The sequence below is a fragment of the Bradyrhizobium paxllaeri genome, from assembly GCF_001693515.2.
GTDB lineage: Bacteria > Pseudomonadota > Alphaproteobacteria > Rhizobiales > Xanthobacteraceae > Bradyrhizobium > Bradyrhizobium paxllaeri.
This window is the reverse complement of record NZ_CP042968.1, coordinates 6,790,582-6,808,350: the sequence shown is the minus strand read 5'-3', so window position 1 is coordinate 6,808,350 and position 17,769 is coordinate 6,790,582. Positions and strand designations below refer to the sequence as shown.

Annotated in this window: 16 protein-coding genes; 11 read left to right on the top strand and 5 right to left on the bottom strand. The window is 63.2% G+C overall.

Annotated elements, in window-relative coordinates:
* Positions 1–520 precede the first annotated feature (520 nt).
* From LMTR21_RS42110 to LMTR21_RS41365, 5 genes are all read left to right on the top strand, one after another.
* Positions 521–766 carry an SEC-C metal-binding domain-containing protein gene (locus LMTR21_RS42110; RefSeq protein WP_430642491.1) on the top strand — a complete coding sequence of 82 codons (246 nt, stop codon included), beginning with the start codon at positions 521–523 and terminating at the stop codon, positions 764–766.
* A gap of 732 nt (positions 767–1,498) precedes the next feature.
* Positions 1,499–1,681, top strand: a complete 183-nt coding sequence (locus LMTR21_RS32475; protein ID WP_065753413.1) for a hypothetical protein — start codon at positions 1,499–1,501, stop codon at positions 1,679–1,681.
* 11 nt (positions 1,682–1,692) lie between these two features.
* Positions 1,693–1,992, top strand: a complete 300-nt coding sequence (locus LMTR21_RS32470; protein WP_141688339.1) for a hypothetical protein — start codon at positions 1,693–1,695, stop codon at positions 1,990–1,992.
* 250 nt (positions 1,993–2,242) lie between these two features.
* Positions 2,243–2,671, top strand: coding sequence for a hypothetical protein (locus LMTR21_RS32465; protein WP_065753411.1), 429 nt, complete (start codon positions 2,243–2,245; stop codon positions 2,669–2,671).
* Positions 2,672–3,035: 364 nt separating this feature from the next.
* A complete protein-coding gene (locus LMTR21_RS41365; protein ID WP_065753410.1) occupies positions 3,036–4,817 on the top strand; it encodes an MASE1 domain-containing protein in 1,782 nt (593 codons plus the stop codon).
* Positions 4,818–4,880: 63 nt separating this feature from the next.
* Here LMTR21_RS41365 and uvrB read toward each other — a convergent pair whose 3' ends face one another.
* The 4 genes from uvrB to LMTR21_RS32435 all read right to left on the bottom strand — a co-directional run bounded on the left by uvrB (position 4,881) and on the right by LMTR21_RS32435 (position 10,626).
* Positions 4,881–7,817, bottom strand: coding sequence for an excinuclease ABC subunit UvrB (gene uvrB / locus LMTR21_RS32455; RefSeq protein WP_084030640.1), 2,937 nt, complete (start codon positions 7,815–7,817; stop codon positions 4,881–4,883).
* A gap of 108 nt (positions 7,818–7,925) precedes the next feature.
* Positions 7,926–8,342 (bottom strand): hypothetical protein, encoded by a 417-nt coding sequence (locus LMTR21_RS42105; RefSeq protein WP_430642490.1) that lies wholly within the window; start codon positions 8,340–8,342, stop codon positions 7,926–7,928.
* A gap of 171 nt (positions 8,343–8,513) precedes the next feature.
* Positions 8,514–9,731 (bottom strand): NAD(P)-binding domain-containing protein, encoded by a 1,218-nt coding sequence (locus LMTR21_RS32440; protein ID WP_065753596.1) that lies wholly within the window; start codon positions 9,729–9,731, stop codon positions 8,514–8,516.
* A complete protein-coding gene (locus LMTR21_RS32435) occupies positions 9,721–10,626 on the bottom strand; it encodes a LysR substrate-binding domain-containing protein (protein WP_065753408.1) in 906 nt (301 codons plus the stop codon). The genes LMTR21_RS32440 and LMTR21_RS32435 overlap by 11 nt, the downstream gene beginning before the upstream one ends.
* 200 nt (positions 10,627–10,826) lie before the next feature.
* Here LMTR21_RS32435 and LMTR21_RS32430 point away from each other — a divergent pair, with 200 nt between their 5' ends.
* The 6 genes from LMTR21_RS32430 (at position 10,827) to LMTR21_RS32405 (ending at position 16,878) form a co-directional block, all read left to right on the top strand.
* Positions 10,827–11,588 carry a sulfite exporter TauE/SafE family protein gene (locus LMTR21_RS32430; protein WP_065753407.1) on the top strand — a complete coding sequence of 254 codons (762 nt, stop codon included), beginning with the start codon at positions 10,827–10,829 and terminating at the stop codon, positions 11,586–11,588.
* Between the two features lie 28 nt (positions 11,589–11,616).
* Positions 11,617–11,853: a hypothetical protein gene (locus LMTR21_RS32425; protein WP_148636033.1), complete on the top strand. Its 237-nt coding sequence runs from the start codon at positions 11,617–11,619 to the stop codon at positions 11,851–11,853.
* Positions 11,854–12,030: 177 nt separating this feature from the next.
* Positions 12,031–13,746 (top strand): hypothetical protein, encoded by a 1,716-nt coding sequence (locus tag LMTR21_RS32420; RefSeq protein ID WP_065753405.1) that lies wholly within the window; start codon positions 12,031–12,033, stop codon positions 13,744–13,746.
* A gap of 203 nt (positions 13,747–13,949) precedes the next feature.
* On the top strand, positions 13,950–14,657 hold the full coding sequence (locus LMTR21_RS32415) for a glutathione binding-like protein (RefSeq protein ID WP_065753595.1): 708 nt from the start codon (positions 13,950–13,952) through the stop codon (positions 14,655–14,657).
* Between the two features lie 210 nt (positions 14,658–14,867).
* Positions 14,868–15,146, top strand: a complete 279-nt coding sequence (locus LMTR21_RS32410) for a hypothetical protein (protein WP_065753404.1) — start codon at positions 14,868–14,870, stop codon at positions 15,144–15,146.
* A gap of 187 nt (positions 15,147–15,333) precedes the next feature.
* Positions 15,334–16,878, top strand: a complete 1,545-nt coding sequence (locus tag LMTR21_RS32405) for a peroxidase family protein (protein WP_065753403.1) — start codon at positions 15,334–15,336, stop codon at positions 16,876–16,878.
* Between the two features lie 92 nt (positions 16,879–16,970).
* Here LMTR21_RS32405 and LMTR21_RS32400 read toward each other — a convergent pair whose 3' ends face one another.
* Positions 16,971–17,762, bottom strand: coding sequence for a crotonase/enoyl-CoA hydratase family protein (locus tag LMTR21_RS32400; protein ID WP_065753402.1), 792 nt, complete (start codon positions 17,760–17,762; stop codon positions 16,971–16,973).
* Positions 17,763–17,769 lie beyond the last annotated feature (7 nt).

The following is a 17,769-nucleotide window of genomic DNA, read 5'->3' as shown; positions in this document are numbered from 1 at the left end:
TTGAGGCAGCGTGACGCCGGTCACGGCAGAGCGGCGGCGCGCAGGCGGCCGTCGCGGTGGCGAGGTAGAGCGTGAATCCGCGTCCGACTCGGGACGCATTCAGCCCAGGCTTTGGCAGCAATCGCTCTACAGGTACGGCAATCGCTCTGGCGCAGCCGCAGCTCCGATCCGTTAAATCATCAGGGTGCCCACATCCAACCGGACGGAGAAAAAGATGATCGGGAAAAGCATCGTCAGCCCCCGTGCGATCGCACCTGTTTCCGCGCGCTGGACCGCCATATCCGGCTTCGCTCGCAGGACAGCCGAGACAGTCTCCGATTTCGCCAGCGTCGTTCACAACCTGGTTCTGGATGTACGCGATAGCTATCGGCCCGAGCTGCACTACATGCGTGGCCCCGGCCCGAAATGGTGCGCCAAGCATCAGCCTTGGCCAAGATCCTGATGATAGGCCGGCCACGCGCGCCAAAGCTGTTGGCGGCTTTCGGAACGACCAGCGTCGTGGTAGCTACGCCGCGCGGCGATGGGCCGCGTTTCAACCAACGGGGGCATGCCATGTGCAAGCATCGCGATCTCGAAAACCTCCCCAGCTTTCAGCATCACGCGTAAGCGGCGGAAGTCCTTCCCTTCGGAAACCCATGTCAAACGCGGGCGGCGTGTCGTCCACGGCGATGTCGAGCTGATCGAAAAGCTCGGCCGCAATGACCTGTGTCCGTGCGGCTCCGGACGCAGGTTTCAAGGCCTGCTGCATGCAGTCCGGTGCATATGACGGGTCGAACCGGGATTATTACTTTTAGGGAGTAGCCGCAGATCGCGGTGATCCAACCACGCGTCATTCCGGGGCGCTGCGAAAGCGGTGAGCCCGGGATGGCTTTCCGCAAATCGTGCTTACCCTCAAAACGGGAGCCGTACGGTTTGTTTCCGTTCGGCTATGCCCGAATGCAATCTTCCGCAAGGAAACTCATGATCCGATCGAGGTTGATTGAGAAGCGAACCTTAGCCGTCCAACTCACGACGCTCGTCTGCAGCGGTATTTCCAACCAAACGTTTGACGCCGAGCTGTTGCGCTTTTGCCACCTCATTTCAAGCGCGCCGTGCCTATAACGTCCCTGGGGGCAATCGGCATGTTCGACATATACGTTCGTGGAAAAGGCGAGCTTCTGGTTATCCGACGAGGAGCGCCACTGCCTGCGGGATTAGCAGGCGGCTGGAGGAAGAAGCGGGCGGCGCGCGCTGTTAGCGCCGAGATAAGCGGCGTGGTTATGCGGGAGGGCTTCTACACACGCCCACAGATGTCGCTGATCCATGCTCCCATGGACGTCCGAGCCAGTTAGAGACGGAACGCCTTGGGTTGGAAATCGATGAAGGGGGGCGCGCTTATCGCGCTCGGCGAATTTGGGCGGGTCACCAGCGGCATCTCCCAACTCCGATCTAACATTTGTTAGTTCAGCTCCCTGTTCTCCGTGCCACCGTCACGGAAAATTAAGACAGGCAGGGGACGATGAAGGATTATCAAATCCATCTGGAGAAGCTGCGTAAAGACGCGGCCGAATGCGCGCTTGTCAGGGACCTGGCTGCCGACAAAGCGAAGCGTGAAATGTTCGACCGGCTTGCGCGGCATCTGGAGCAATTAGCCGACGAGGTTGAGCGTGTGATGAATGCTCGAAAGACCGGCTCAATGTAGCGGATGCGAGTATGCGGGCAAAGGCGCTACTCGTTCTGCTGGGTGCCACCGCGTTCGCGGCTTACACTGCAGGCCGCCACAGCAGTTCCGTTAATACGCCAGTCGCAGCGGCCGCGCCGCCACGGCCCCCCGTCGCCAAGTCCGTCGCCTTCACGGCGTCTGTATCGCCACCTGTTGCAGCGGCCGCGACCTCAAGCGTTACCAACAATCCGGCCCACACCATCAAGGCGCCAGCCGAGAAGGCGACGGCCAGCCATGCCCCGGAGAAGGCTGCACCGCCGGAGATCAAGCGCAAGCTGAGGTCGCACTGACTGCCGCGGCGATCGCCGCCAATCCTCATCAGGGCGAGCCGTTGTCCTGACGACATGCGCAACGGGAACAGCTTGCGGCTCGCGGAATGCCTGTTCCCCCGGTGGCTCAGTTTTTCACGAGTTCCAGCCGGGGAACCGAAGTTGCCGAGCTTTGCGCCCAGACAATGCCATGAACCTGACCAAGCCTGTCGCAAGCTTCGCGCATCACGCAAAGCGATCCAGATCGATTTGCTCGAACCCAGGGGTGGACATGAAGTATGTGACGGGATTCCTAGTGGCAATTCTGCTAATTCTGAATGTGCCGGAGGCAAGTTCTGCAGTACGCATCACGAATGACCGGGGCGGTCAGATCGGGACTTACATCATCAAATATCAGCGCCTCGCCTCATCGGGCGAATCCGTGATTATCGATGGCCTCTGTGCGTCGGCATGCACCATGGTTCTCAGCGCGCTCCCTCCCGACAGAATCTGCGTAACTCCGCGCGCGACGCTCGGCTTCCATGCGGCCTGGAATTTCGGCGCCAATGGCCGCACCTTCACTGATCCCGAAGCAACCTTGATGCTGTACTCGACCTATCCAACGCCGGTGCGCCGCTGGATCGCTCGCAGGGGCGGTCTCACGCCTCACACGATCTTTTTGAGCGGGAGGTCGCTGCAGGGGATGTATCGATCGTGCTGATCGGGCACGCGGTACCAGCGAGCTTCAATGCACGTGTCTGTTTTTCTTGCTGAGCGGACATCGTCGAACTGACTGAGAAGCTCGCAGCAATGGCCTATGCTCGTGCGGCTCCGGACGCAGGGTTCAAGGCCTGCTGCAGGAGGCCCGGTGTCGAGGCAACTCGTAACGTCGGTGTCCTTTCCCCTCAGGACGCAGGGATAAAGTACAACTGGTTCAACGTCGTGTTGTCGTTTTTTTGCGATGGGGCTTACCCTGGATCTGGTCTTGTTCGTTCAGCCTTGATGGGGCGATCCTTCATCGCGTGCGATAGCGGCAGGTTATGCGATTCTTGTGCTAAATTGGCCCAGGCGGGGAGGAGCACCCGGTGTGGCAGAATCTACGAAGGCAGGTTCAGCATGAGCTATCCACCGGCATCGACCTGACGCGGTGGGTTGGCCCGATTGGGCTCGCTGTCGCGGTCGGCATCGTATATTTCGTGGCGGCGCGGCTTAGCCTTGCTCTGCTGACCAAACCAGAGGGTGTTGCCGTTTTCTGGCCAGCCGCAGGTGTGTCCGCCGGCGTCCTGATCGCGCTCGGGTCCAGGGCGCGATGGCCGGTCGTTGTCGGCACCATGGCTGCAACCATCGCGGCGAATCTCTTTGGCGACCGGAATCTCGCGAGCGCCGTTCTCTTTGCCTTATGCAATGCAGGGGAAGCGGTGCTCGCGGCGTGGCTCATTGAGCGTTACTTCGGTTCGGATTTCAGACTGGACAAGCCGCTCAACGTGCTGGGATTGGCAGCGGCAGCGATCGTTGGGGCCGCTGTCTCGGGCATCGGCGGGGCCATAGCCTACAAACTGTTTCACAGCACGACGACGTCGATGTTGACGACATGGCAGCACTGGTTCGCATCGGACGGACTGGGAATAATCACGGTTGCACCGTTACTGATAGAGCTTGCCGCAGCCTCGCGCGACCGGCCGTCGCTGAGTGAACTCGCCGAAGGCGCTTTGGCGGTCGCCACGCTTGCCCTGGCCAGTGGACTTGCGATTTTCCTGCATTCGGAGCTGTTGGCGACCATTGGGCCGGTTGCCGTGTTGCTCGCGCCGCTGCTGTGGCTTGCGGCTCGTTGCCAGCCGGTTTTTGCCGCGGCAGCCGCCTTCATTGTCAGCCTTTCAATCGTTTGGACGACCACCTTTGGCATTGGCTATTTCGGTAATCCGGCTCTTTCAGTGGCCGAGCGCGTCATGGCGGCCCAGGTCAGCATTCTGCTTGTGACGGTCAGCGCATCGATTCTTGCCGCGCTGTTTGCTGAAATCCGGGAGAAGAGGAGGTTGGCCGAAGCAGCTCTGCTCGCCAGCGAAACGCAACGCTATCTCATCGAAACCCAGAGGCTAGCCGCACTCGGCCGTCTCGTCGCGGGGGTTGCACACGAGATCAATACCCCGGTCGGCATCAGCCTCACGGTGGCCTCGACGCTCGCGCACCGCTCCGCGAGCTTCGCCAACCAGATCGTCTCGGGCCCGGTGCGCCGTTCCCTGCTTGCAGACTTCACTGACTCTTGTCGCGATGCTGCAAACCAGCTCGTCGCGAATCTCCAGCGCGCCGGAGAACTGATTCAATCATTCAAACAAGTCGCCGCCGATCGCAGCCACGCTGATCGGCGCACCTTTGACCTCAAGCTTGCGACCGAGCAGATCGTGGCCAGTGTGCGGCCGGGCCTGCCGAAATCTCGAGCTTCGCTTGCGCTCGAGATACCCTCCGACATCACCCTCGACAGCTATCCGGGCGCTTACGGGCAGGTGCTGACCAACCTCATCTTCAACGCCGTCACTCACGGCTTCACCGATGGACCTGGCGGACACATGCTGATCAAGGCGCGTCGCCTTGGCATGGAACAGGTCGAGATCATTTTCTCGGATGACGGTAGCGGCATTCCGGAGGAAGTTCAGCGTCACGTCTTCGATCCGTTCTTCACCACCCGACGTGCGCAGGGCCGTACCGGGCTCGGCCTGTACATCGTCCATAATCTTGTGACGCAACAGCTCGGCGGTCGAATCACCCTCGTCTCCGCTTTGGGCAAGGGCACGACCATTTACATGACACTTCCCGTGCTCGCCTCCGGTCAGGCAGAGCCAACCAACACGGCCGGGCACCTCAAGACATAGTCGATGGCGCTGCCGTCGCGGGTGGCGCGGTACGGCGACTGCAAGACAGCGATCGCCGATCGACTATCTCTTCTTCCACCCACCCCGATGCCCTGGTGCACCTCCGCTCGATCGCGGCGCCGGCCCGAACTCCTGGCCTGACTGGCGCGAGTCCGTTGGCTGGAAGATCTTGCTGCCGCTGGCGATCTCCGGCTTGCGCGGCTTGGCGCCGCCGGGGCGGTACGGCAGGGATTCCGGGCCGTGCATTTCGTCGAGGTGGGGTTTGTGGACCTTGGAGCTGGAGGGACTCGGGGAGGAGGGCGCGCCGCTGCGGCTGGATTTCAGGGCGGCCTGCACACCCTTCTTCTTCATGGCGCTCACCGGCAGGTTGGCGGCGTCCCCGTACTTCTTCGTGCCGGCATAGGCGCCGGCCTGCTTCTGCACATTCCGCTGCTTCGCCGTGGGGTCGTCGACCACAGCCATTTCCGTCGCGCGCAGGCGTTTGACCTCGTCGCGCAGTCTGGCGGCTTCCTCGAAATTCAGGTCGGCGGCGGCTTCGCGCATGCGGGTTTCTAGGTCGGAGAGAACCGCTTCGAAGTTGTGGCCGATGCTGATGACGTCATCCGCCATGCCGCCGTCGCCGATTTCGACCAGCACGTGATCGCGCTCGTAGACGGAGTTGAGGATGTCGCCGATCGATTTCTTCACGCTCTCCGGCGTGATGCCGTTGGCGGTGTTGTATTCGACCTGCTTTTCGCGGCGGCGGTTGGTTTCGGCGATGGCGCGCTCCATTGAGCCGGTCATCTGGTCGGCGTAAAGGATTACCTTGCCGTCGACGTTGCGCGCGGCGCGGCCGATGGTCTGGATCAGCGAGGTCTCGCTGCGCAAAAAGCCTTCCTTGTCGGCGTCGAGGATCGCGACCAGCGCGCATTCGGGAATGTCGAGGCCCTCGCGCAGAAGGTTGATGCCGACCAGCGCGTCGAAGGCGCCGAGGCGAAGGTCTCTGATAATCTCGATGCGTTCGATGGTGTCGATATCGCTGTGCATGTAGCGGACGCGGATGCCCTGCTCGTGCAGGTATTCGGTGAGGTCTTCCGCCATGCGCTTGGTCAGCACCGTGATCAGCGAGCGGTAGCCGGCCGCGGCCGTAGCACGGACTTCGCCGACGAGGTCGTCGACCTGGGTGCGGGCCGGACGAATATCTACAGGGGGATCAATGAGTCCGGTGGGGCGGATCACCTGTTCGACGAACACGCCGCCACTTTCGTTCAGCTCCCAGCCGCTCGGCGTCGCCGACACCGCGACCGATTGCGGGCGCATCATGTCCCATTCCTCGAACCGCAGCGGACGGTTGTCCATGCAGGAGGGCAGGCGGAAGCCGTATTCGGCGAGCGTCGCCTTGCGGCGGAAGTCGCCGCGGAACATGCCGCCGATCTGCGGCACGGTGACGTGGCTCTCGTCGGCGAACACCAGCGCGTTGTCGGGCACGTATTCGAACAGCGTCGGCGGTGGCTCGCCGGGGCGGCGTCCCGTGAGGTAGCGCGAATAGTTCTCGATGCCGGCGCAGCTTCCGGTCGCCTCCATCATTTCGAGGTCGAAGGTGGTGCGCTGCTCCAGCCGCTGCGCTTCCAGCAGGCGGCCCTGGTTGTTGAGCTCGTCGAGCCGCTGCTTCAGCTCCGACTTGATTGACTTGATCGCCTGCACCAGCGTGGGACGGGGCGTCACATAGTGCGAGTTGGCGTAGATCTTGATGAATTCGAGATCGTCCTGCTTGTGGCCGGTGAGCGGATCGAATTCTTCTATGTTTTCCACGGTATCGCCGAACAAATTCACGCGCCAGGCACGGTCCTCATAGTGCGCCGGGAAGATGTCGATGACATCGCCGCGAACACGGAAGGTGCCGCGGGCAAAATCGGCTTGGGTGCGCTTGTATTGCAGTGCGACGAGGTCGGCGATCAACTGCCGCTGGTCGATGCGCTCGCCCTTCTTCAGCGCGAACGTCATCGCGGTGTAGGTCTCGACCGAGCCGATACCGTAGATGCAGGAGACCGAGGCGACGATGATGACGTCGTCGCGCTCAAGCAGCGCGCGCGTCGCCGAGTGGCGCATGCGGTCGATCTGCTCGTTGATGGACGAGTCTTTTTCGATGTAGGTATCCGTACGCGGCACGTAAGCTTCGGGCTGGTAGTAGTCGTAATAACTGACGAAATACTCCACCGCGTTGTCGGGAAAGAAGTTCTTGAACTCGCCGTAAAGCTGGGCGGCCAGCGTCTTGTTCGGCGCCAGGATGATGGCAGGGCGCTGCGTCGCCTCGATCACCTTGGCCATGGTGTAGGTTTTCCCGGAGCCGGTGACGCCGAGCAGCACCTGGGTGCGGTCGTTGCGCTCGATGCCCTCGACCAGTTCGGCAATCGCGGTCGGCTGGTCGCCCTTCGGCTGGTATTCGGACTTGATCTCGAAGCGCACGCCGCCTTCGGATTTTTCCGGGCGCGGCGGCCGGTGCGGCGTCCACACCTTCATCGAGCCGTCGTCCTTGCGGAATTCCGGACGGCCGTCGCGGATCAGGTTTTCCAGCGCGTCGGCGGTGGCCTTAACGCCGAGCGCTTCCATCTTGTTGCGCGGCGGGCGGGCGAGGGCTTCGTCGTCGTCTTCCGCCGTGGGCAGGCCGAGCTGGCGCGCGATTTCAGGATCGAGCGTGGGGATGGTCGCCGAGGTGCCGTAGTTGGCTTGCGGGGCTTCTTCGAGGCCCTGCGCAGCATCGCGTTTGGCGACGTCATCGCTCGTCCCTCTGGTCGAGGCCCGCGCGCGATGCGCGGCGGCTTCGCCGCCGGCGCGGCGGTCCCAGGAATTGTCGGGCGGCGGCTGCAGGCCGGTACCCGAGCCCATGCCGGCATCGCCGCGGTTGAGCGCGGGATTGAGCAGTTCCGCCAGCGCAGGCCCGATCGGCTGAACATCCGGCCGGTGCGCCTTGGATTTCGGGGTTTTGCCTGATTTTTTGGGGGTGTCGGGTTTCTTCGCCATGCGGCGAATATGGGACGAGTCAGCCAGCGAGAAAAGGGCAAACGGCCGCGCAAAACCGTGCGCTTCCGCCTGTCAGCAGATGTCAGCAAGAGCAGGAACCACGCAATCTCAGACCAGCAGGTCCCCGGTATCTTTTCCGGCCGACGCCGCCTTGACGATGCTCAGATGAATCCCGCCACAGCGTGTGCAGCGCATGGTCCAGTATTCGGCGCCGGCGCGGCCGAGGATGATGCGCAGCACGGAGAGCGGGGCGCTGCAATCCGGACAGGTGGAGAGCACCGGCGTCGCCTGCAGGGTCTGCTCGGCGGTGGGGATGGCTGGTTTGCCGACCAGGGCTAGGTCGGGCTTTCCGCCGGCCTTGCCGGGCTCGCGGCGAACCGCGGGCCGAAGCGGTCGATGTGAGCCTTCGCATCCGCGATCGCCGCTTCCGGATCCGACCACGCGAAACCGACTTCGAGGGTCGGAAAGGCCATGCCATCGATCACCACCGGTTCCTGATCGGCCCGTTGAATCCTGGCGTGCCATAACCCTCTCCCTGCCTCGAACGACTGAATTTCAAAGCCACCATAGATCATGGCGCGACCCCCGGAATTGCCCATGGCGCGAGGAGAGCATGGCGCGGGGGGAGGGAGGTGTGAAGGAGTTCACATGTGGTGGAGTTTTTCGGTGAGTTCCCTAGACGTGCGCCGTGCACCGTCACCGGTGTCCTAAAATATGATCCGCCAGCACCACGGCGTCGTCACCGACGCCTGACAGGAACGAGGAGTTCATCTTCGACAACCATTGCAGCCCGAGGAAATACAGGCCGGGCACCGCCGAGATGCCGTTGCGGTGAACAGCGTCGCCGCGTGCGTCCGTTATCGGGATATCGATCCAACTGAAATCGACGCCGTAGCCGGTGGCCCAGATCACCGATGCGATGCCTTCGGCGGCAAGGTCGAGACGCGTGAGCGGCGTGGTGACGCTGGGCGGGTCAGGAAGCGTCGCGCGGGCGCCGGGTTCTTCCGGCAAGTCGAGGTGACGGCGTTTGACATATTCATCGACGGTGTCGAGGAAGGTGGTGTAGGCGATGTCGCCGTCGTGCAGCGACTTCTCGAGGCCCGGCGCGATCTCGATCACGCTGCCATTCGCGGTATCGAGATGGCCGACGAGGATCATGCCGCGGGCGGCGAAGTCGCGGAAATCGATGCTGCGGCCGCCATAGGCGCCGGAAATGACAGGGCCGAGGCGCGCGGGCCCGCGCTCCTCCGGCGTGATCTGGTCGAACTGCATTTCCGCGAGCCACCAGATCAGGTCGCGGCCGCGGTAGCGGCGCGGCAGGCGGCGGTGCCGTCCGATCGAGAGATAGACACCGCGGCCTGCCTCGAGCAGCTCTTCGGCGATCTGCGCGCCGGACGCACCGGCGCCGGCCACCAGCACTGCGCCGGGCGGAAGCTGCCCGGGATTCTTGTAGGCGGAGGCATGCACCTGAAACACCGGCAGATCGGCCAGCAGGTCCGGGATGACGTTGCGCTGATAGGGACCGGTGGCGACGACGACATTGCGCGCCTCGATCGTGCCGTCCGTGGTCTCGGCGATAAAGCGCCCCTCGCGCTGCGACAGCCGCGTCACCTCGACGCCGCAGCGGATCGGCGGCGCGATGAAAGCGGCGTACGCCTCGATGAATTTGATGATGTCGGCTGTGTCGGAAAACCCGTCGGGATCGCTGTGCGGGAACGGAAACTCCGGTAGCCGCACCGACCAGTTGGGAAACTGGAATTTCAAACCGTCCCAGCGTTCGCTGCGCCAGCGCTCGGCGATGCGGTGGCGCTCGACCACCAGATGCGGCAGCCCGCGCTGCTTGAGGCGATGGCTCATCACCAGCCCGGCCTGGCCGCCGCCGATGATGAGCGTCTTTATGGTTTCAACCGGCATGTCTCTGGCCCCTGCGCCGCGCGGCGGGTTCTGCCGCCGCGCGAACAATCCAGCGCCGGAACGCGGCGAAATCGCGCTGCCCTGTGCTGAACCCCCGATACACCAGATACCAGCGCATGCCTTTCGGCACACTTAACGCAAACGGGGCGACCAGCCGGCCGGCGGCCAGGTCGTCGTCGATATAGGGCCGGATGCCCATGGCGACGCCGAGGCCGTCGACCGCGGCCTGCAGCGCCTGGCCGTAAAACTCGAATTCCGGCCCGCGGGCGGTGATGCGCCCGGTGCCGGCGGCCTCCAGCCATGCCGGCCAGTCGTCGGGCGAATGGGCCACCCGCAGCAGGGTCGGCCCCTTCAGGTCGGAAGGCCGTTTCAGCGTGTTGGCCAGACGCGGCGCGCAGACCGGCAGCAGGTCGGCGGCGAACAGCGGCTCGGCGATCAGGCCGGGCCATTCGCCGCCGCCGAGCTTGATGCCGCAGCTCCAGTCCTCGCCGAACGGCACCGCGGCGCCGCCGGTGGTGATGCGGACGTCGATATCGGGTTCTTCCTTGCGGAAGTCCGCCAGCCGCGGGATCAGCCATCTCATCGCAAAGGTCGGCCCGACGCCGATGGTCAGGACGCGCACGCTTGAGGGCGCCGTCACCTGCGCGGTTAGGCTCGCCAGCGCATCGAAGATCGGAGTCAGCCCGCTCTGATAGGCGCGCCCGGCCGCTGTCGTGACGAGGCGGTTGGCCTTGCGCTCGAACAGCGCCACCCCGAGCCGCTCTTCCAAGAGGTGCACCATCCGGCTGACCGCGGCGGCTGAAACGTTGAGCTCGGCGCCGGCGGCGGCGAAGCTGCCGCTGCGCGCCGCCGCTTCGAACGCCTTGATGCCGTTGAGAAAGAGCAGCCGCCGCACATAACCCTCAGGAAAACTGATGCCAGAGCAAGATAACTCAGTTTGCGTGCGCGCGACAAGCGAGGCACAAGAATGGACGTAAGAGCCTGGGTTGAATCGGCGCGGTTCTTTTCAACCTCTCCCCGCAAGAGCGGGGAGAGGGAGCAGAAAGACCGCGCGCACCGCGTCTCAACCTGAATGGCCTGCGCAGGAGACTTCGCGTGACGCCGCTGATGATTGCAGCCCTTGGTGCCCTGATGGTCGCGACAGCGTTTCTGTCGGGGCTGTTCGGCATGGCCGGCGGGATGATCCTGATCGGCGTGCTGCTGATGCTGATGCCGCTGCCGACGGCGATGGTGCTGCATGCGATCACGCAGATGGCGTCCAACGGCTGGCGCGCGTTCCTGTGGCGGGCGCATATCCGCTGGCGGCCGGTGTTCGTCTATCTGATCGGCTGCGCGCTCGCGCTTGGCGTCTGGTCGCTCACCCGCTATGTGCCGGACAAGCCGATTGCGCTGTTGCTGCTCGGTGTGACGCCGTTCATGGCGCGGCTGATGCCGAAGAACCTCAAGCCCAACCCTGATAGCATTGCGCAGGGGTCGTTCTATGGCTTCATCTGCATGGGCCTGATGCTGATGACCGGCGTCTCCGGTCCCTTGATGGACACGTTCTTTCTCGGCGGCAACTTCGGCCGCCGCGAGGTGGTCGCGACGAAGGCGACCTGCCAGGTCGCGAGCCATCTCACCAAGCTGATCTATTTCGGCGGCATCATCGATCAGGCCGCTACCCTCGATCCGGTGCTCGCCGGCGTCGCGATCGTAGCCTCGATGCTCGGCACCACGCTGGCGCGGCGCATCCTGGAAGCGATGAGCGATGCGCAGTTTCGCACCTGGGCGAACCGGCTGATCACGACGGTGGCCGGCTATTACATCCTGTACGGCGGCTGGCTGCTGTTCACGCGCAACAGCGCGCTGGCGTTCTGAATGCACCGCTTCTGACGCGGAGGCGCTGATGAGCGAGACGACGGATCCCCTGGTGCTCGATCTCGTCGAATGGATCGCGCGCGAGCCGAGGCTTTATTCCGAGGTGATCGAAACCTGGCGCACCTCATGCCCGCGGCTGACGATCTGGGAGGATGCCGTCGATCGCGGCTATGTCGTGCGCCAGCCGGTGGCAGGCGAGGGCGTGCGGATTGCGATCACTGCGCGCGGGGAGCAGTTTTTGCGCGACAACCAGCGCGGCCGCTGATCGGACGAGTACCTCCAGTCACACAAGTTTTCGTGAATGTGGCGGCGACAACACTCGGCCGCCCTCCGATCGCCTATTCGTTTTGACATCGTAAGGTTGCGGGAGCCGATGCGATCTTTGCGATCAGTAATTGCACCTGACCAAATATTACGCCGGCGCGAGGCAGGGGAGTTTGTCATGCCGAACATTGCGGATATAAAATGGTTCAAGGAGAATTTTCACGCTGAAGTCGAACGTGCGATCGCGGGTATGCCGTTCACGCTGGATCTGTTGGTCGCGCTGGCCTGTCAGGAGACGGGCGACGTCTGGCCGATCCTGCGCAAGAAGCCGCAACTGACGCTGGACCGCATCCTCGCGCTATGTGTCGGTGACACCATCGATTTCAAACCGCCCAACAAGGGCCGCAAGGCATTCCCGAGGAACGAGGCCCACCTGCTGTCGGTCCCGAGAGGCGACAGGATGTTCGCCATCGCCCGCCAGGCGCTGGTGGAGATGGGACAACACATTCCGGGATTCCCGGTGTCGAACCCAAGCAAGTTCTGCCGCGGCTTCGGCATGTTCCAGCTCGATCTGCAATTCTTCAAGGAAGATCCGGACTACTTTCTCGAGAAGCGCTACGAGAAGTTCAGCGAAACGCTTGGCAAGTGCATCGGCGAACTGACCGACAAGGCGAAGAAGATCGGCCTGCTCAACAAGCCATCGCTGTCGGACATGCAACTGACGGCGGTCGCGATCGCCTACAACACCGGCAACTTCATTCCGAGCAAGGGCCTGAAGCAGGGCCATTTCGACGGCCATAAATTCTATGGCGAGCACATTTTCGACTTCATCCGTATGGCGCACACCGTGCCGGTGCCGGGCGGCTCGTCGGTGTTGCCGCCACCACCGCCTAATGGCGCCATCGTGCCGCCGCCGACGCCGGTCGAGGCCACCGGGCCGCTTCTCGTGGTCAAGACAGAGCTCACCCCATTACGCGTGCGCAGCGAGCCAAAGGTCAGCTCGCCGGCGACCAGGAACGTGATCGCGCAACTGCCGGACGGTCATCCGGTGCGCGCCGTTACGGGCACCCCGGTGAAGAAGTTCATGGAAATCGAAACCAGCCTGGTCGGCGCACATATCCGCGGCTTCGCCTCCGCAGATTTCCTTGTTCCGGCGCCGGCCGACGTGACCGAAATCCCGGCGGTGGCGTTGATGATGGACGCGCCGACGAGCGGCATCGTCGAAGTCATCATGCCGCGCCGGCGCGGCCTGGTCACCAGGCGGACGGAGATCGCGGGCGCCCATTCGCTCAACGAGTCCGACATGCCGACCCGCAAGGGCCTAACTCCCGAGGAACTGCGGAGCAGCCTCAACGCAATTATCGACTATCTCGCTTCCGACAAGGCGGCGCACAGGCGCTACAAGCCGCGCAACGGCCTGACCTTCTGCAACATCTACGCGCACGACTACTGTATCCTGGCCGGCGTGTACCTGCCGCGGGTGTGGTGGACGCCCGGCGCCATCGAGCGCCTGGCGCGGGGTGAAAAGGTCGAGCCGCTGATCGACAACACCATCATGGAGATGCGCGCCAATGCGCTGTTCCGCTGGCTGCGCGACTTCGGGCCGCGCTTCGGCTGGCGTCAGACCAGCACGCTGACCAAGCTGCAGCAGGAGGCGAACATCGGCGCGGTCGGGCTGATCGTGGCGCGCCGGAAGCAGGACGGCAAGTCGGGCCATATCGTCGCCGTGGTGCCGGAAACCAATGACCACCGTGCGGCGCGTAACGCTGCGGGCGAAGTCACCAGGCCGCTGCAAAGCCAGGCCGGCGCCAGGAATTTCCGCCGCGGCACCGGCACCCTCAACTGGTGGAAAGGCGATCAGTTCGCCGAAAGTGCATTCTGGCTGCACGCCTGAGCCGGACGCATGACGCCTCGTCCCGCGATTGAAGCGAGGCGAGGCGGAGTTCCTCTTCTGCATCATGCTCCCATCGCAGATCAACTCGCCTTGAGGCGCGGGCGCCGGCCATTGACTCGATGGCCGTTCTGCGATGAATTTCATGCAATCGCATGTTCTTTGCGATAAGCGTGAAGCGCAGCAAGCAGAAATGGGATCGCCGCATGATCGACCTTCATTATTGGACCACGCCGAACGGCCACAAGATCACGATGTTCCTCGAGGAGACCGGGCTTCCGTACAAGATCTTTCCGGTCAACATCGGCAAGGGCGAGCAGTTCAAGCCGGAGTTTCTGGCGATCGCGCCGAACAACCGCATTCCAGCGATGGTCGATCACGCGCCGAAGGGCGGCGGCAAGCCGGTCTCGATTTTCGAATCGGGCGCGATGCTGCTGTATCTTGCCGAGAAGACCGGAAAGTTTTTGCCCGCCGATCTCTACGGCCGCTATGACGCGATCCAGTGGACGTTCTGGCAAATGGGCGGGCTCGGGCCGATGGCCGGACAGAACCATCACTTCAGAAATTATGCGGTCGAAAAAATCAAATACGCCATCGACCGCTATGTGAACGAGACCAACCGGCTCTACGGCGTGCTGAACAAGCGCCTGTCGGACCGCGAATTCATCGCCGGCGATTATTCGATCGCTGACATGGCGAGCTATCCCTGGGTCGTGCCGTACAAGAACCAGGACCAGAACATCGACGATTTTCCGCATCTGAAGCGCTGGCTGGAAACCATCCGCGCGCGGCCCGCGACCGAGCGCGCCTACGCCAAGGCGAAAGAGGTCAATCCGAATTTCGGCCAGCCGGTGAACCGCACCGAGGAGGAGCGCAGGATCCTGTTCGGCCAGACCGCGGCGGTGGTGCGCTAGGCAGGGTTGCGCTGCGAACGCCGCCTGGACATGCGGAGCCCAGGTCCGCATGTCCTTATCCCGGCGCGACAGACCGGGGATTCACCGGATATCCATCCCAAAGACGCATAGGCAATATCGACGACGGGGCGAGAATTGCCCCATGAACGCCCAACTTTTGCCGGGCCCGGGCGTTGTCAAACTGCAGGAACCATTGTTTCGGAGACGATTGTGGACACCACACTGAAGCTGAAGCCGCGCCCGAGCAACGTGGCGTTGATCGCCTGGCAGTTCACCGGACAGCCCCTGCACGAATGGCCGAGCTGGGTGCAATCCACTTGCTCGCTACAGCGAAGCGAGGACGGGTACCTCGAGCTTCGACATGAAAGGCAAAGCGGGACGCAGATCGTGTATCTGGAAGAGTGGCTGGTGCGCGATCTCGATGGCGGTGTGTGCTCCTATACCGAAGCCGAGTTGCGCAAGGAATTCGACATCGCGCCACGTCAGTGAAGTTGCTCACACAAATCGAAAAATAAACCGCTGGCACCACGCTCCGATTGGTCACAGTCTGGAGTTGGGTTTTGCTGACTGAACCCTCTTGAGGGGTATCGCTCGAATTTTACCTGAACCTTTACTGACCTGACAGCGCGACGCACCGGTACCCCTCTTCTTTCAACATTTGCGATTGGAGGAAGTGATGGCAACTCAAGTGAATGTCCAGCCCGGCCATGGCACGGCCGGCCGCCACCCGACCCGGCAGTTTCTTGATTCACTTTCCGGGCATGACGATCCCGGCATGTTCGGGCGGATGTTTCCGAATCTCGAACCGCTCGCGGTCGACGATGCTCCGCTGAAGGAGCTTGCCGACGCGATGAAGGACGCCAATCCGGGTGACACCGCCGGCAACAACACCAAGGTGCCGGCCGGGTTCACCTATCTCGGCCAGTTTGTCGATCACGACATCACGCTCGATCTCACCTCGCTCGGCGACAAGATGGCCGATCCGCTGGCGACCGAGAACTTCCGCACGCCGGCGCTCGATCTCGACAGCGTCTATGGTCTTGGTCCGGACGGCAGCCGGCAGCTTTACGCGCGCAATCCCGGCGAGGCCAACGGCAAGAATCCGGGACCGAAGCTGTTGCTCGGCAAGACCATCAGCGTTGACGATATAGCCATCACGCCGCGCAACGACCTGCCGCGCAACCCCGAAGGCTTTGCGTTGATCGGCGACCATCGCAATGACGAAAATCTCGTGGTTGCGCAGACGCACCTGGCGATGCTGAAGTTTCACAACAAGGTGTGCGACCATCTTGCTGCGTCCGGGGTGCCGGCCGACGAGCTGTTCGCCCAGGCGCGCCAGACGGTGACCTGGCATTACCAGTGGATGGTGCTGCATGATTTCGTGGAGCGCATCACCGAGAAGGGAATCGTCGCCAAGATCCTCGATCAGGGGCGCCGCTTCTACCGCTTCAGGAAGTGGCCCTACATGCCGATCGAGTTCTCCGCGGCGGCGTACCGGTTCGGCCACAGCATGGTGCGCGAGATCTATAGCCACAATCGCAAGTTCACGCCGGGCGGCGTCGCCCCAGCCTCGCTCGATCTGCTGTTCAGGTTCACCGGCCTGTCGGGCGGAATCATCGGCGATCTCGCGCCCGATCCGGTGCAGCCGCCGCTGCCTATACCTGTGCTCTCCAGCAACTGGATCATCGACTGGCGTCGCTATCATGAAGTGCTGGCGGCCAATCCTCCCGATGTGCGGCTCAATCCCTCGCGGAAGATCGACCCGTTCCTGATACCCAAGCTGCACGATCTGCCGGGCGGCGGTGGCAGCCTGCCGTTCCGCAACCTCAAACGCGGCGTCATGCTCGGACTGCCGTCGGGACAGGATGTCGCCAGGGCGATGAAGATCAAGCATCCGCTCACCCCCGCCGAGATCGCAAAGGGCCCGGACGGCGCTGTCGCGAAGAAGCACGGCCTGCACGAGCACACACCGCTCTGGTACTACATCCTCAAGGAGGCGCAGCAGCGCGGCGGCGGCGAAAGGCTCGGACCGGTCGGCGCGACGATCGTGGCGGAAGTGTTCGTCGGCCTCGTCAACGGCGACCATCAGTCGTATCTCTGGCTGAAGGGCAAGAACTGGAAGCCGACGCTGCCGTCCAAGACTCCCGGCGAGTTCACGATGGCCGACCTGCTGCGGTTCGTCGGCGACATCAGCCCGATCGACGGCATTTCGACGGTCTAAACTAGGCGTTTGGCGCCTACCATCGTCTGAGGAACTCCTGCGATTGCGTGACGCCAAGGCTCCCGCAATCGCAATGATGTTCCTGCCGCGGCTCAGCGGCCGGCATAGTTTGGCGATCGGCGCGCGATCCAAGCGGCGATGCCTTCGCCGAGATCGTGGCTCGGTACCAGCGCGGCGAACTGCTCGCTTTCGACCTGCAGCCCCTCGGCGATGCCCATGTTCAATCCGCGCGTGACCGCGGTGATGATGCCGCCGACGGCGAGCGGCGAGTGCCTGATGATACGGCTTGCGAGCTCGCGTGCCGCGGGCAGCAATTCATCATGCGGCACGATCCTGTTGACGAGGCCGATCTCGAGCGCCCGCTGCGGCGAGAAGGGATCGCCCGTCAGCAATAATTCCAGTGCGCGCTTGCGCCCGGCAAGCCGCGGCAGACGCTGCGTGCCGCCAAAGGTCGGCGGCATGCCGAGATTGATTTCCGGCTTGGCGAAACTTGCCGCTTCGCTGGCGACGGCGAGATGCACGGCTTCGGTGATCTCGCAACCGCCACCGAACGCCAGCCCGTTGACGGCAGCGATCACCGGTTTCCTGAACGCTTCGAGCCGCGCGGTCATGGCCTGGCCGCGCCGGACGAAGCTTTGCACGGCAGCGTTTGGGCCTCGGCGAACGCTGTTGGAGAATTCGTGAATATCCGCGCCGGCGGAAAAGGCGCGTTCACCCGCACCGGTCAGGATCACCGTGCGCACGTTGGCGTCGGTCTCGATTGCGTCCAGCGCCGTCATCAGGCGGTCGATCAATGCATAGTTCAATGCGTTGAGCTTGTCCGGCCGGTTCAGCGTGACCAGCGCGACGCCGTCGTCGATTTCGAGCAGGATGGGATCGGGCATTTTGAGT

Coding starts and splice junctions, on each gene's coding strand:
- LMTR21_RS42110 (WP_430642491.1), top strand. CDS start 521: ATGGGCCGCGTTTCAACCAACGGGGGCATGCCATGTGCAAGCATCGCG.
- LMTR21_RS32475 (WP_065753413.1), top strand. CDS start 1,499: ATGAAGGATTATCAAATCCATCTGGAGAAGCTGCGTAAAGACGCGGCC.
- LMTR21_RS32470 (WP_141688339.1), top strand. CDS start 1,693: ATGCGGGCAAAGGCGCTACTCGTTCTGCTGGGTGCCACCGCGTTCGCG.
- LMTR21_RS32465 (WP_065753411.1), top strand. CDS start 2,243: ATGAAGTATGTGACGGGATTCCTAGTGGCAATTCTGCTAATTCTGAAT.
- uvrB (WP_084030640.1), bottom strand. CDS start 7,817: ATGGCGAAGAAACCCGACACCCCCAAAAAATCAGGCAAAACCCCGAAA.
- LMTR21_RS42105 (WP_430642490.1), bottom strand. CDS start 8,342: ATGGCACGCCAGGATTCAACGGGCCGATCAGGAACCGGTGGTGATCGA.
- LMTR21_RS32440 (WP_065753596.1), bottom strand. CDS start 9,731: ATGCCGGTTGAAACCATAAAGACGCTCATCATCGGCGGCGGCCAGGCC.
- LMTR21_RS32425 (WP_148636033.1), top strand. CDS start 11,617: ATGAGCGAGACGACGGATCCCCTGGTGCTCGATCTCGTCGAATGGATC.
- LMTR21_RS32420 (WP_065753405.1), top strand. CDS start 12,031: ATGCCGAACATTGCGGATATAAAATGGTTCAAGGAGAATTTTCACGCT.
- LMTR21_RS32415 (WP_065753595.1), top strand. CDS start 13,950: ATGATCGACCTTCATTATTGGACCACGCCGAACGGCCACAAGATCACG.
- LMTR21_RS32405 (WP_065753403.1), top strand. CDS start 15,334: ATGGCAACTCAAGTGAATGTCCAGCCCGGCCATGGCACGGCCGGCCGC.
- LMTR21_RS32400 (WP_065753402.1), bottom strand. CDS start 17,762: ATGCCCGATCCCATCCTGCTCGAAATCGACGACGGCGTCGCGCTGGTC.